Annotated in this window: 11 protein-coding genes and 1 pseudogene; 4 read left to right on the top strand and 8 right to left on the bottom strand. The window is 67.2% G+C overall.

The window, feature by feature from the left end; genetic code table 11:
- Window positions 1-17 precede the first annotated feature (17 nt).
- A complete protein-coding gene (hrcA, locus tag DSM100685_RS00165) occupies window positions 18-1,106 on the bottom strand; it encodes a heat-inducible transcriptional repressor HrcA (RefSeq protein WP_152349361.1) in 1,089 nt (362 codons plus the stop codon).
- 381 nt (window positions 1,107-1,487) lie between these two features.
- Between hrcA and tkt the strand changes: the two genes are divergently transcribed.
- The 3 genes from tkt (at window position 1,488) to brnQ (ending at window position 6,446) form a co-directional block, all read left to right on the top strand.
- Window positions 1,488-3,593: a transketolase gene (tkt, locus tag DSM100685_RS00160; protein ID WP_152349360.1), complete on the top strand. Its 2,106-nt coding sequence runs from the start codon at window positions 1,488-1,490 to the stop codon at window positions 3,591-3,593.
- A 123-nt stretch (window positions 3,594-3,716) separates the two neighbouring features.
- Window positions 3,717-4,820 (top strand): transaldolase, encoded by a 1,104-nt coding sequence (gene tal / locus DSM100685_RS00155; protein WP_152349359.1) that lies wholly within the window; start codon window positions 3,717-3,719, stop codon window positions 4,818-4,820.
- A gap of 249 nt (window positions 4,821-5,069) precedes the next feature.
- Window positions 5,070-6,446 carry a branched-chain amino acid transport system II carrier protein gene (gene brnQ / locus DSM100685_RS00150; RefSeq protein WP_152349605.1) on the top strand — a complete coding sequence of 459 codons (1,377 nt, stop codon included), beginning with the start codon at window positions 5,070-5,072 and terminating at the stop codon, window positions 6,444-6,446.
- Between the two features lie 207 nt (window positions 6,447-6,653).
- Here the strand turns inward: brnQ and DSM100685_RS00145 are convergent, their stop codons facing one another.
- From DSM100685_RS00145 to DSM100685_RS11050, 7 genes and pseudogenes are all read right to left on the bottom strand, one after another.
- The gene (locus DSM100685_RS00145) at window positions 6,654-7,094 is read right to left on the bottom strand and encodes a type II toxin-antitoxin system VapC family toxin (protein ID WP_152349358.1); all 441 of its coding nucleotides are present in this window, start codon (window positions 7,092-7,094) and stop codon (window positions 6,654-6,656) included.
- Window positions 7,087-7,398: a type II toxin-antitoxin system RelB/DinJ family antitoxin gene (locus DSM100685_RS00140; RefSeq protein ID WP_152349357.1), complete on the bottom strand. Its 312-nt coding sequence runs from the start codon at window positions 7,396-7,398 to the stop codon at window positions 7,087-7,089. Before DSM100685_RS00140 ends, DSM100685_RS00145 begins: the two co-directional genes overlap by 8 nt.
- A 63-nt stretch (window positions 7,399-7,461) precedes the next feature.
- Window positions 7,462-9,048 (bottom strand): aminotransferase class I/II-fold pyridoxal phosphate-dependent enzyme, encoded by a 1,587-nt coding sequence (locus DSM100685_RS00135; protein ID WP_152349356.1) that lies wholly within the window; start codon window positions 9,046-9,048, stop codon window positions 7,462-7,464.
- Between the two features lie 112 nt (window positions 9,049-9,160).
- Window positions 9,161-10,036, bottom strand: coding sequence for an AAC(3) family N-acetyltransferase (locus DSM100685_RS00130; protein ID WP_152349355.1), 876 nt, complete (start codon window positions 10,034-10,036; stop codon window positions 9,161-9,163).
- Between the two features lie 378 nt (window positions 10,037-10,414).
- On the bottom strand, window positions 10,415-11,743 hold the full coding sequence (locus DSM100685_RS00125; protein WP_152349354.1) for a sensor histidine kinase: 1,329 nt from the start codon (window positions 11,741-11,743) through the stop codon (window positions 10,415-10,417).
- Entirely contained in the window at window positions 11,740-11,928 is a 189-nt protein-coding gene (locus DSM100685_RS11055; protein ID WP_275576217.1) for a response regulator transcription factor, read from the bottom strand. Before DSM100685_RS11055 ends, DSM100685_RS00125 begins: the two co-directional genes overlap by 4 nt.
- Window positions 11,929-12,090: 162 nt before the next feature.
- Window positions 12,091-12,312: pseudogene (locus DSM100685_RS11050) on the bottom strand (response regulator); the annotation flags it as partial.
- Window positions 12,313-12,591: 279 nt separating this feature from the next.
- On the opposite strand from DSM100685_RS11050, the gene DSM100685_RS00115 reads away from it, so the two are divergent.
- Entirely contained in the window at window positions 12,592-14,553 is a 1,962-nt protein-coding gene (locus DSM100685_RS00115; RefSeq protein ID WP_152349352.1) for a hypothetical protein, read from the top strand.
- The last annotated feature ends 17 nt before the right edge of the window (window positions 14,554-14,570 follow it).

Genomic DNA, 14,570 nt, shown 5'->3' with positions numbered 1-14,570 from the left:
TCTGCCACGGGAGCCGGTCAGGCCGACTCGCCGTGCTCCTCGCGGTTCATGAACCCCGTGAGGTAACGCGCCACGGCCCGCACGGCGGCCATCGTGGTGACGTAGTCCATGTGCGTGGGGCCGATGGACCCCACGAAGGCGACCGGCTCGGAGCCCTTGGCCGCGTTCGCCTCGCCGCCGCTCGACTTGCCGTATCCGCTGGTGACCACGGAGGCGTGCAGCAGCCCGGGCGTATGCGTCTCCGAGCCGATGGCCACGCTCACGCCGCCGGCCTGCGACGACACCTCACTCAATGAGGTCATGAGCTTCATGAGCACCACCTGCTCCTCCAGCGCGTCGAACAGCGGGGCCAGATCGGCGATGTCCACCGCCGGGCGCTGGGCGAGCTTGGAGGCGCCCGCCATGTACAGGCCGCCGGCCTGCTCCTGCGAGGCCATGTCGGTGAACACCTGGGCCAGCGTGGCGCCGAGCCCCTGCGCGCCGTCGTCGGCGAACGACGGCGAGGCGGCGATCTCCGCGATCCGCGCGCCGGCCTGCTCGAGGGACATGCCCTGGCACTGCCCGTTGATCGCGTCGCTGAGGCGCGCCACGCAGTCCGCGTCAGGGGCGTCGGGCTGGCTCACGCTGCGCTGGGCCACGCGGCCCGTGTCGGTGATGACCACCACGAGCAGCACCCCCGCGGCGAGCGGCACGATCTCGAGCCGGCGCAGCGCGGACCGGGCCAGCGACGGCGAGGCGACGACGGCGACCTGCCCGGTGATGCCGGACAGCAGCCGGGCGGCGCGCTGCAGCGTGTCCTCCAGACTCACGGAGCCGGACAGGAACGTGTCGATGCCGCGTCGCTGAGCGGCGGACAGCGGCACCACGGTGGCCAGCTTGTCCACGAAGTACCTGTAGCCCTTCTCGGTGGGAATGCGGCCCGCCGAGGTGTGCGGCTGGACGAGGTAGCCCTCGTCCTCCAATGCGGCCATGTCGTTGCGGACGGTGGCCGGGCTCACGCCCAGATCGTGCCCGCGGGTGATCGACGAGGAGCCGACCGGCTCCTGCGAGCGGATGTAGTCCTCGACCACGGCGCGCAGCACCAGCATGCGGCGATTGTTCGTCATGCGCGCCTCCTTTATGTTGCGTATGCGCGGCGGCATCGCGCCGACCGTTCCATGCGTCCGGCCGCGTCGGCGCGCGCGATGCGACGCGCGAGGACGGGCGGCGGCGACATGAACGGTCGGTGAATTCCGTTTCCGTTCCCATTGTATTAGCACTCGGGCGTTTCGAGTGCTAAGTCGTTGCGGCGCCGTTCGTTACGGGCTGAGAGCTCCTGTGCGGGCATGTCCGACTGTGAACGCTAACAGCACAGAAACTCACAAAACACTCCAAAAAAGCCCGCCGAAGTCGCCGATCACGGTTAGCATGAGAGTGCAATGTGAAGGCAAACCATGGCACGGCGCTTGCCGGGCCGTGGGGCCCGAATTATTGGAAGGAAATGAAACATGACCGAATTCAAGGAGACCGAGCTGGACGAGCGCGCCATCAAGATGGCCAAGGTCCTGTCGGCCGACGCGGTTGAGAACGCCGGTTCCGGCCACCCCGGTTCCCCGGTGTCCCTGGCGCCCATCGCCTACACGCTCTACCAGCACTTCATCAAGCACGATCCGAACGATCCCAACTGGGAAGGCCGCGATCGCTTCATCCTTTCCGGCGGCCACGCCTCCCTCACCCAGTACGTCCAGCTGTACTTCTCCGGCTACGGCCTGACGCTGGACGACCTCAAGCACTTCCGCGGCGGCGCCGACACCCGCACCCCGGGCCACCCGGAGTACGGCCTGACCCCCGGCATCGAAATGACCACCGGCCCGCTGGGCCAGGGCTTCGCCTCCGCCATCGGCTTCGCGTACGGCGAGCGTTTCCAGCGCGGCCTGCTCGACCCGGAGACCAAGAAGGAAGACTCCCCGTTCTACCACAAGATCTGGGCCATCTGCGGCGAAGGCGACATCGAGGAGGGCATCTCCGGCGAGGCTGCCGCCCTGGCCGCCAACCAGAAGCTCGGCAACCTCACCGTGATCTTCGACGCCAACCGCATCCAGATCGAGGGCGACACCAACCTGGTGCTGGCCGAGGACGTGCTCAAGCGCTTCCAGGCCTACGGCTGGTACACCGACGAGTTCAGCTTCATCCAGCCCGACGGCTCCTACAAGGAGGACGTCGAGGGCCTGGCCGACGTGATCGCCAAGGCCGAGGCCGCCGCCCCGGACCAGCCGAAGCTCATCAAGGTCCACACCCTCATCGCGTGGCCGACCCCGGGCAAGACCAATGATCCGTCCTCCCACGGCTCCAAGCTGGGCGCCGAGGCCGTCGCCGGCCTCAAGAAGGTCCTTGGCTACGACCCGGAGGAGTCCTTCCACGTCGACGAGGAGGCCCTCGCCCACGCCCGCAAGGTCGCCGACCGCGGTCTCGAGGCCCACAAGGCCTGGGACGAGAAGTTCGACGCCTGGCGCAAGGCCAACCCGGACAAGGCCGCCCTGTACGACCGTCTGAAGGCCGGCGAGCTGCCGGAGGGCTTCGACAAGGCCATCGACGACCTCGAGGCCACCTTCGAGGTCGGCAAGGGCGTCGCCACCCGCGGCGCGTCCGGCTCCGTCCTCAACGCCATCGCGGCCGTCATGCCGGAACTGTGGGGTGGCTCCGCCGACCTCGGCGGCTCCAACAAGACCGACCTCAAGGGCGCGGCCACCTTCGCCCCGGCCGAGTGTGCCACCAAGCAGTGGCCGGTGTGCAGCGAGTTCGGCCGCCAGCTCCACTTCGGCGTGCGCGAGTTCACCATGGGCTGCATCACCAACGGCATCCTGCTGGGCTCCCACACCCGTCCGTTCGGCGGCACCTTCTTCATGTTCTCCGACTACGAGCGCTCCGCCGTCCGTCTGGCCGCCCTCATGGAGATCCCGAACCTGTACATCTGGTCCCACGACTCCGTCGCCGTCGGCGAGGACGGCCCGACCCACCAGCCGATCGAGCACCTGGCGTCCTTCCGCGCCATGCCGCAGCTCGAGGTCGTCCGCCCGGCCGACGCCTTCGAGACCGCCGAGGCCTACCGCTACTTCTTCGAGAAGAAGAACACGCTGCCGGCCGCCATGGTCCTGTCCCGCCAGGGCGTCCCGGTGCTCGCCGAGACCGCCGAGAAGGCCAAGGACGGCGTCAAGCGCGGCGCCTACGTCCTCGTGGACACCGAGGGCACCCCGGACGTGATCATCATGGCCACCGGCTCCGAGGTCCAGCTGGCCGTCTCCGCCGCCAAGACCCTGGCCGGCGAGGGCGTCAAGGCCCGCGTGGTCTCCGTCCCGTCGCTCGAGTGGTTCGAGGAGCAGGACGCCGACTACAAGGAGTCCGTGCTGCCGGCGGGCGTCAAGGCCCGCGTCTCCGTCGAGGCCGGCGTGGCCATGCCGTGGTACAAGTACCTCGGCTCCTACGGCAAGCCCGTCTCCATCGAGCAGTTCGGCCTGCAGGGCTCCGGCTCGCAGAACCTCATCGACCTCGGCATCACCGCCGAGCACGTGGTGGACGCCGCCAAGGCCTCCATCGCCGAGGTTCAGGCCGCCTGATCCCAAGCCCGGGCCCGCATAACCCGGCCCGGTCCCGCGATTCGTCGCCACACCGGAGGGGATCCCGGCAACGAGGGTCCCCTCCCCATGCAGAATTTCATCCAATAACAAGGAGAACAAACAATGACCGAAGCAACTCAGCGCACTTCCGACAACGGCGTGTCCATCTGGCTGGACGACCTGTCCCGCTCCCGCATCGAGTCCGGCTCCCTGCAGGACCTCATCGCCAACAAGAACGTTGTCGGCGTGACCACCAACCCGTCCATCTTCCAGAAGGCCCTCTCCCAGGTCGGCCCGTACGACGCCCAGCTCAAGGAGCTCGGCAAGGTCGACGTCGAGACCGCCGTGCGCGAGCTGACCACCACCGACGTGCGCAACGCCACCGACATCTTCCGCGAGATCGCCGAGAAGACCGACTTCGTCGACGGCCGCGTCTCCATCGAGGTCGACCCGCGCCTCGCTCACGAGACCGAGGCCACCGAGAAGCAGGCCGAGGAGCTGTGGGCCAAGGTCAACCGTCCGAACGCGATGATCAAGATCCCGGCGACCCTCGAGGGCCTGCCGGCCATCACCGCCACCCTGGCCAAGGGCATCTCCGTGAACGTCACCCTGATCTTCTCGCTCGAGCGCTACGAGCAGGTCATCGACGCCTACATCGAGGGCATCGCCCAGGCCGCCGCGAACGGCCACGACCTCAAGCACATCGGCTCCGTCGCCTCCTTCTTCGTCTCCCGCGTGGACACCGCGGTCGACAAGCTGCTCGAGGCCAACGGCTCCGACGAGGCCAAGGCCCTCGAGGGCAAGGCCGCCGTGGCCAACGCCCGTCTGGCCTACGAGCTGTTCGAGAAGAAGTTCGCCTCCGATCCGCGCTGGGCCGAGCTGGCCGCCAAGGGCGCCAAGGTCCAGCGTCCGCTGTGGGCCTCCACCGGCACCAAGAACCCGGCCTACTCCGACTGCAAGTACGTTGACGAGCTCGTCGCCAAGCACATCGTCAACACCATGCCGGAGAAGACCCTGAACGCCCTGGCCGACCACGGCAACGGCGCTCCGTCCATCGAGGGCACCTACGAGGAGTCCCACGCCATCATCAACAAGCTCGCCGAGCTCGGCATCAACCTCAAGGATGTCACCGACAAGCTCGAGGCCGACGGCGTGGCCGCCTTCATCAAGTCCTGGGATTCCGTGCTCGCGGACGTCCAGGCCGGCATCGACCGCGTCAACGGCTGAATGGTCCGAATGACGGCCTGACCCGGCAGCGGGTCGGGTTCGTCCGCCGAGGGGTGTGATTCCTGCGAACAGCAGGGGCCGCACCCCTCTTTCGCGTTGTTCCGCGCATTCCTCTTGTCACCGCGCCCCGATAGGTTGGCGAAGGCATTCCCCGCACGGGAGGAACCCTGGGAACGCCCGAAAGCCCAAAAAGCCCAGACACAAGTCCAAGAAAAGAGAGAGCCGCACATGCCATCGCCCGCCAAGACGATTTCCCGACTGTCCGCCCGCCAGCGCGTGGTGATGACCTTCACGTTCTTCTCCATGTTCTTCGGCGCCGGCAATCTCATCTTCCCGCCGTTCGTGGGTGCGCAGGCCGGGGCCGCCGCGGTGCCCGCCACGGTCGGATTCATCGTCTCCGCGGTGGGCCTGCCGATCCTCGGCGTGCTGTCGGTCTCCTTCGCCGGTGGCTTCGGCCGCTTGGCCGGCCGCGTCTCCCCCGGCTTCGCCACCGTGCTCGCCGTGGCGATCATCCTCACCATCGGCCCGTGCTTCGCGATCCCCCGCACGGCCACCACGTCGTTCGAGATGATGGTCGCCCCGTTCGTGGGCGGCGGCGCCGGCGATGGCGGCATGAGCAAATGGCTGGCTCAGCTCGTCTATTCCGCGGTGTTCTTCGCCCTGGCCTTCCTGTTCGCGCAGAGGCCGGAGAAGCTCTCCCGCGTGCTCGGCCGGTTCATGGGACCGCTGCTGCTCGCGCTCATCGCCGTGATCTTCGCGGCCTGCCTCATCCACGGCGTCGGCACGCCCGCTGCACCCATGGGCGACTACGCGGCCGGACAGCTGTCCCGCGGGTTCCTCGACGGCTACCAGACCATGGACCTGCTCGCGGCCCTGTACTTCGGCATCGTGATCAGCGCGAACATCCGCGCGCAGGGCGTGGACGACGAAGGCGCCGTCAGCCGCGAGACCGCGTTCGCCGGACTCGGCACGGGCGTGCTGCTCGTGGTCATCTACGGCGCGCTGAGCTATGTGGGCGTGGTCTCCGGAGCCATCGCCGCGATCGACCCGAAGCATGACACCGGCGCCACCGTGCTCACCAACCTCACATCCTCGGTGTTTGGCGCGGCCGGCACCGCGTTCCTCGGCGTGGTGTTCGTGATCGCCTGTCTCAACGTGTGCACCGGGCTCATCTGCACCTGCGCGTCGTACTTCCACGAACGGTTCCGCACGGTGGCCGGCCATGGTGTGAGCTACCGCGCATGGCAGGTGATCTTCACGCTGTTCAGCTTCGTGGTGTCCAACGCCGGCCTGAGCCTTATCATCAAAGTGTCCGTGCCGGTGCTCTCCGCCCTTTACCCCATCGCCATCGTGCTCGTGCTGCTCTCGCTCACCCATCGCTGGTTCGCCGGCCGGTTCGGCCGCGTGTACTTCTGGACCGTGCTGCTGGTGGGCGTCGTGGCGCTGCTGGGGTGCGTGGTCTCCCTGGCGACGGTGTTCGGTTTCGGCGGCGCGGGCGTGTTCGTCTGGATGGCCGGCGTACTGGATCTGCTGCCGCTGAACGGCTATTCGCTCGGCTGGGTTCTGCCCGCCGTGGTCGGCATGGCCGTCGGTGTGGTCGATTCGGCGGTGCGTCGGAAGAGCTGATCGGATGACCGGCTCACGGAATTTTCGCCCCGTCATTCCGTGAGCCGCAACGATGTGCGATCGCATGTATGGATCGGCGGAATGGCGCCATTGCGTGGTCTCATGCATGTGCGTTTCCGTGCGGTTTGCGGTTCACGGAATTGCGGCCCCGTCATTCCGTGAACCGGCCACCCGAGATGCGGTCCGGGACTTGAGGCGAACGCCGCGCTACAGCCGTTTGATGATCTGCGCCGCGGTGGCGGTGGGGATAGGCGACCGTTCGAAGGCATGACGGCTGGAATCGCGCGTGACGATCCAGTCCGCCTCCCACGCCTCCGCTGTGGCGCGCTTGGTGCCGTCCTCGTAGTCGGGTTCGTTGGATTCGAGGGCCGCTTTCGCCGTGCGCTCGTCGTCGGGAAGGATCGAGGCGAGATCCATGAAAATGCCGATCCAGCGACGGCGTTCGGCGTCATCCAATCCGCCGTGCCGGCCTATACCGGCCTTTGCTTTGTCCGCGGTGAAGTAGAAGTCTTTGAGACTGCCGGCGCTGATGCCGAGATTCGCTCTGCGCGGGTCGATGAGCAATAGTCGCCGTGCCTCGGCATGTCCCTCGCGTTGAAGACCGACCGCATCCAGCAGCACATTGGTGTCCAGAAACAGCTTAAGCATCGCGTTCCTCCAGCAACCGACGTTCGTCGTCCGGTGTGAGCGCCGCAAGACCGGCCTGCACGTCCGGGGGCGTAAGCGCGTCCAGACGTGCCACTTCGCGCAGCACCTCCTCCCGGCTCAGCCTCCTCGGCGCACGGACCTCCAGCGTCGGGCGGAATGGCATGCCCTGATTGCGCACCAACTGCTTGAGACTCACGTCCACGAACGTGCTCAGGCTCATGCCGAGTTCGTCGAGGATCGCGGCCGCCTCCTCCTTCGTCTTCGCGTCGAGCGTGAGCGTGGTGCGTTCCTTGGTTCCAGTCATGGCAGTTCCTTTCACTAATGCGTGTGTTATGCATATTGTATACGCATAACACACGCATGAAAGTCACTGCTGGTAGTACGACAGGAAGTCGGTGAGCTTGGCGGTAGCGTCCTTGAGCACCTCGATGCGCGGCAGGTACACGATGCGGAAGTGGTCCGGCTTCTGCCAGTTGAATCCGCCGCCGCGCGTGATGAGGATGCGCTCGTCGTGCAGCAGGTCGAGCGCGAACTGCTCGTCGTCCTTGATGTTGAACTTCTTCACGTCGAGCTTCGGGAAGATGTAGAACGCGGCCTTGGGCTTGACCGCCGTGACGCCGGGGATCGAGTTCAGCGCGTTGTAGATGTACTCGCGCTGCTCGTAGATGCGGCCGCCGGGCACGATGTAGTCGTTGACGGACTGGTGGCCGCCGAGCGCGGTCTGCACGATCGACTGCGCGGGCACGTTCGAGCAGATGCGCATGTTGGTGAGCATGTTGATGCCCTCGATGTAGTCCTTGGCGATGTTCTTGTTGCCGCTCAGGACCATCCATCCCACGCGGTAGCCGGCGATCATGTGCGACTTGGACAGGCCGGAGAACGTGACGCAGAACAGGTCCGGGGCGAGCGACGCGATGGACACGTGCTTGAGGCCGTCCATGACGAGGCGGTCGTAGATCTCGTCGGAGAAGATCATGAGCTGGTGCTCGCGCGCCAAGTCCACGATCTGCTGCAGCACCTCCTTGGGGTACAGGGCGCCGGTGGGGTTGTTCGGGTTGATGACCACGATCGCCTTGGTCTTGTCCGTGATCTTGGCGCGCATGTCGTCGATGTCCGGATACCACTCGGACTGCTCGTCGCACAGGTAGTGCACGGCGGTGCCGCCGGCGAGGTTCACGCACGCGGTCCACAGCGGGTAGTCGGGGCTCGGGATGAGCACCTCGTCGCCGTTGTCGAGCAGCGCGGACATGGACAGGTTGATGAGCTCGCTCACACCGTTGCCGGTGTAGATGTCCTCGATGCCCACGTTCGGCAGGTTCTTGAGCTGCGCGTACTGCATGATCGCCTTGCGTGCGGAGAACAGGCCCTTGGACGCCGAGTAGCCCTCGCATTCGGTGAGCTGCTGCGCCATGTCGTAGATGACCTCGTCCGGCGTGCGGAAGCCGAACGGCGCCGGGTTGCCGATGTTCAATTTGAGGATGTGCATGCCGGACTGTTCCATGCGCGTGGCCTCGTCGACCACCGGGCCGCGCACGTCGTACAGGACGTCATCGAGTTTGTGTGATTTGCCGAAGCGACGCATGGGGGTTCCTTTCGACGGGGCTGGGCTGACGGACGCATTGGTATTGACATGGGACGGCGACGACGGTTGCGGTTGCGTCTGACCGGCGGTCTTGGGCGGTTCCGCCGCCGACGGATCCGCCGTGCCGTCCTTGTCGTCCGTGTCGCCCTTGTCGCTCGCACCCGCGAGCCACTGCTCATCCACATGGAGGGTGCCGGCCAAAAAGTTCAAAATGTCCGGGCGGGGCATGGTCTTACCGCTCACGTACTGGCTGATGTGGCTTTTGCCCAAGTGCACGCCCTTGGCGACGGCCGCGTTGACGACGTCGATCTGCTTCATGCTTTGCCGGTCCATCGCGTCCCGCAGTCTTTGCGCGAACAGTTCATTGGCCATATGCCCCGCCACCTTCAAGTTCAATTTCCGACCGCATGCGGCCCGTTCAACTGGTTCAAAGCATACACCCTGCTAAACCTAAAATTGAACTCACCTGCGTCCGGGCGTGTTTTTAGTTCAATTTCGCGGCCGCCGCCGTTTTCTTTCGTTCTGCGTCGGCGGCTCGCCAGTACGCCCGAGCCGCCTCGACAAGCGCGCGGATCGGGAACGCGCGGATCGCTCCCCCGTTGAGTTCAACGGTCCTCACTTCGTTGGCGTGCTCGGCGAGGAACGTCTCGCCGAAGCGCTCGAAGTCGTCATACGGTTCAAGTTCGACGTTGGCGTAGCCCGCCCATTCGGTTTTCCGCTTGCCGGTGGCCGGATCGACGCGCAGCACCGGCGCGGTTTCGCGGATGCGCGGCCGGCCGATCGTCGATTCGGCGTAGTGCAGCGCCGTGCAGGTCCCGAACCCGGTGCCGAGGAACACCACCGTGCCGTCGAGTTCAACGAGCTTCGCCAGCGGGCTGCGATCCCCGAACGGCATGTCGTAGTCGCCGTCGCGGTGGCAGTCGGCGATCCAATCGGCATGACGGCCCCAAGCGCTCATCGAGCAGGTCGGATGCCCGCTGCGCCGCGTGCCGGGTAGCGACCGGAAGTACTCGGGCGTCACGCCGATGCCGGTCACAGGCGTGGTGTCTGGGTCGTACGGCGGCAGCGCGTCATGCACGGTGGCGACGAGCGACGGCTCCACCGGCGGCGCGTCCCAATCAGCCGGGTCGGTGATGTCCGCCGTCTGCGCGGGCATCACGATGTCACCGTCGCATAGCACGTCCTTGAGCATGGAGACCAGCGTCTGCACGCCGCCCGGAATGAACCCGAACGCGCTGAGCCGGGTGTGCACCAGACAGGAATCGGTCGGCTTGAGCCCGACTCTGAGCAACGCCCCGCGCAACTGCTCCCCCGTGGTGACCGTCGTGATGGGCGTCGTCTCCCATGCCGTCGCTGCCATGCGCTGTGCCTCGATTCGTTATGTTCCCGTTCGGTGACCCGACCATCCGGCCATCCGCAAGCAGGATGCCGCCACTGCATGATATCTCTTTCGATCCCCTCCGACCACGGAAAGCCCGTATTGTTGCCCGCAATGGCGGAATACCGGGCGTCGGTGAGGAAATGCGGCCGTTCCGTGGTCGGGAAACCCGGCACCCGCCGATTTCTGACCTAACGCCGACCGAAGAACACGGTTTTTCGCATTGTCAGGCATTGGAATTCCGCCGATATTGGAACGCCACGACGCCGGTCTTGCCAAGAGATTAGGTCAGAAATCGACAGGCGGGATGGAATCCGTTGCCATTGGCCGCCGTCGAAGCGTCCAATCGGCGTTGCCGCGCTAGTCCAAGGCATCATCGGCGCCGGGGATAGCCGTGGACGTTCTGAACGGGATGATCGCCCGCAAAGTCCATGTGTCTCCCTCCCGCGCATAATGCAGTTCGCCCCCGAGTTCGCGGATGCGCGCGGTCTTGGCCGCCAATCCGGTGCCGGCGTTCAGCGATGCCGACGAAGAAGACATCGTGCGGACCCGGTTGCGGGCGGTCAGCGTCGCCCGGGCGTCGTCGAGGACGATGCGCATGCCGCATGGGGTGCGGGGCTCGGCGTGCTTGGCGATGTTGTTGCCGGCTTCGTCGATGAGATCGTGCAGCGCGTTCAACGCGTCGAGACCGCAATCGCGGGGCAGCGTTCCCTCGACGGCGGCGTCCACGGTGAAGCCGAGCGCCTCGAGTCTGCCGGAGACCTCACCAAGATGGCTGCGGAGCATGGCGGTTTCGTCATCCGAAGCCATCGAAGGCTCGTCGCCGTTGAGAATGCCGATCACGCCACGGGTTTCGTCCAGCACGTCCTGCGCGATGCCGGCCAGATCGGACAGTTCCGTTTGCAGCCCATCCGGCGTCGGCCGGCGATCCGACCATGCGGCCTGATCGCCGTCGATGCGCAGGATGAGATAGGCGAGCCGGTTGGTGACGCGGTCGTGGATGCGCGTGGCCGCGGCCGTCCGCTGTTCCTGCTCATGCATGGCCCGGCGGCGCCGCTCCAATTCCCGCTCGGCCTCCTGCGCCCGGTCGAGCCGCCGCTTCCACGCCATGAGCAGCCCCGCCACCGGAGCGGCGGCAAGCAGGAACGGCACGGCCATCGCCGCGAATCCGCCGGCTGGTTGCACGATGCCCAGCAACGCCCCCGCCGCCAACGCCATCAGCTGGGCGGCTGCGATGGCCATGCCGTGCCCGGTGCCGCGGCGTGCGGCGAGCATGCAGGTGACCGCGGCGGGAACAGCCATGAGCGTCGCGCCTCCGGCCAGCGGTGGCAGCAGACACGTCGCCGCCCAGAGCAGCGCGTTCGCGTAGTCGGCGATGAGGGGATGGCCGTATGCCAAGGAAGCCGCGATGCCGGCGGCAAGAGCCATGATCAGGACCGGAACCGTGGTTGTTCCGGTGATGGCCGACGCCACGGCGAAAACCAGCGTGAATCCGACGCCGGCCGCAATGGCCATGACCGCGGGATGGTCCGCGACACGGCCCGACGTGATTGTGCCGGCCGCGTTGCCGTCCGGACCGTTTGCCCCGGAACCGGCATGCGCCGCGACGGGATCGTGGGAGTCTCCGCCTGCGCGGCCGTTGGACGAAGCATCGGCGTCGGCGTTCGGATGCGCGGCGTGGTCGCTCATAGCAGCCCCCTGCGCTCGCAGACGGCGATGAGGTTGGCGCGGTTGCGCGCGCCGAGTTTGTCGCAGGCGCGTTTGAGATACGTGGCAACGGTGTAGCGGCTCAGGGAAAGCGCCTGGGAGATGGCGTCGGTCTCCATGCCGTCGGCGAGCATGCGGATGATCTGCAGCTCCCGTGCCGAGGGCATGTTCGCCGCGGCGTCGATGGCCGGTGGAACCGACGACGCCGCGCTGTCCTGGGCCATCGTCGTGCCGGCGTCGCGGACGTTGCGGAAGGTGACGCCGGAGACCGGCGACGGACTGGCTTCGCCTCGCGCGGCCCGCAGGATGGCGTTGCGGATGCCGGGCGGATCGGTTTTCGAGACGATGGCCTGCGCCCCGGCCTGGGCCGCCGGCACCGCATAGGTGCGCAGCGCAAACGAGGTGATGCACACCAGCCCCACATCCAGCCCGGCCTCGCGGATGCGCTGGCAGACTTCGGAGCCGGGCAGCGGTTCCATGGACATGTCGACCAGCAGTACGTCCGGCCGCGTGCGCGGGTCGCGGCACAGGTCGATGGCATGGTTGCCGTCGCCCGCCGCCCCACAGTATGCCGATGCCGTCCATGCGCCTCAGCAGCGCGCGCAATGCGCCGAGGGTGAGATTGTCGTTGTCGACCACGCCCACCGTGACCGGCGCGCCGCTTCCATTCGTCCGCATGCCTCCATTATCCGCCGCCGCGCCGTGCGCGCACGTCATGTCGCTCCGTGGGGGACATCGCTGGATTCCGGCGATCGCCGTCCGTACGGTGAAGCCGGTTCCCGCCGGCGGCCCCGTCGAGGAACCCCGTTCCACATGAAGGGAGGCCCGTCATGCACCGCAGACTGCTGGCGACGTCGTCCGCGCTGATGTGCGCGCTGTCCGTATTTCTGGCGTGGGTGCTGTGCGACCTGCACGACCGTTCCTTGCCGCAGGAGCTGCATCCCTCCGCCGTGATCACCGTGACGCCGCCTGACGGCATGGATGACTCCGACGCGCTGAACCAGCTCGGCCAGCTCAACGGTGCGCTCGGTTTGGGATTGGTGAGGATCGTGCCGGACATGGAGCGCGGCACCGACGCGCAGGTGTTCGTGCCCCTGCCCGGCACCACGCTTCAGGGCTTGGCGTCGGGCGCGTCGATCCGCCGGTTCGGCGGTCCGCCGGATGGACGGATCGGCGACGCAAGCCGTCTGGAAAGTGCGTCGGCCGGCGGCCGGTATCTGGTGTGCGGACGGTGGAATGACGCCGTTCGCCGGGGATTGGACGCGTGGGCGGCGGGCGCGGGCGTCCGGCTGGAATACGGCGACGATGATCTGGCGGGCGATGTGCGCATGCTGTTGGGCCAGTCGAGCTTCCGCGTCGCCGTGGGTGCGGCGGTTGCGCTGACGGCCGTGCTGGCGTTGTTCTGGCTGTCGTTCAAGGCGCGGTCGCGCGCCCTGCGGGTGCTGGCCGGGGTGCCGGCATGGAAGATCCAGTACGACGACGCGGTCGGCCTCATGCTGCCCATGCTGGTCGTCGCCCTGATGACGGATGCGCTGGCCGCCGTGGGCGTACTCGTCCTGCGCGGCGGGGCGTTCGTCCCCTACCTGCTGCGCGTCACCCTGCTGTTGGAGTCGGCGGTGTTCGTCTGCCTGCTGGTGTTCGCGCTGGTGCTGTCGGCCGTCTGCTGGCCGTCCGTGCGCATGATCGCGGCCCGCCGGCCCATGCCGCGGGGACTGTTGCGGGCGAGCGTGCTGGTCAAAGCCGTGGTGTTCGTCGCCGTGCTGGCCGTGATCGCCCCGTCGGCGGCCTCATTCCGGGAGGCGTCCGATGCGGCGCGGGAGCAGTCCGTATGGCGGCGGCTGCGCGATCAGGTGTCCGTGTCCGTCACGTTCGGGCCCGACCAAACCGACATGGACGCCAAGGCCGCCAGTCTGATTCATGCGATGGAACGGCGGGGCAAAGCCGCGCTGTCGTACACGTTCACGGACGAACCGGGAAACCGTGCCGCGACGGATGCGCCGGCGACCGGCGTCGTGACCCGTTCCTGGCTTGATCTGGTCGGCGTCGATCCCGACGCCACGGACGGCATCACACCGGTGGACGCGGGTCAGCTGGACGAACAGGCGCGGCAGGTCGTCGACCAGTTCGCCACATGGGCCGTGGACGACGCGCAGACCAAGCGGCTGCAAGCCGAATCGCACTATTACGTTGCGGACGGCATAACCGTGCCGATGCTCAAGGGCGGATCCGACGAGATGCTGTTCCCCCGGCATGCGACGGTCATCGTCGTGCCGGATCTGGACGGATTCTCCGATTCCGGGTTCCTCACGCCCGCGCTCTCCTCGCGCAACATCGTCCTGACCGGGCTCGACGACACCCGGCGGCAGGCCATGCAGGCCGGTTTGGGCGCGGCGGTGTCGGTGCGCTACATCGCCGAGGAGCAGATCCTGCGCGCGCAGTTCTCCGCATACTTCGCGTGGATGCAGGCCGCCGCGATCATGCTGCTGATGGCCGCGTTCGCCATGGTCGCCCTCGTCGGCGCCGACGTGCGCGCCACCCTGCGGGCCGGCCACGACTATCCCCTGCTGCTGGCCGGATACTCGCCCGGCCGGCTCGCCGCGCCGACGATCCTCACGGAGACCCTGTTCGCGCTGGCCGCGGCCGGCGCGGTCTGCATCGTCCTCTCCGCGCAACGGTCGGACGGCATCGCAGCCACTGCGCCGGTCGCCGTACTCGCCGCACTGTTCTCCGCCATCTGCCACCGTGCGGCCGTGGCCGGTCGATTCCACGCGGTCAACGACCGCACGCTATAAGGCGCAACCACAACCAC

This window comes from Bifidobacterium avesanii (assembly GCF_009299475.1).
Taxonomy (GTDB): Bacteria; Actinomycetota; Actinomycetes; order Actinomycetales; family Bifidobacteriaceae; genus Bifidobacterium; species Bifidobacterium avesanii.
The sequence above is the reverse complement of the archived record's forward strand: the minus strand, read 5'-3'. Positions and strand labels throughout refer to the sequence as shown.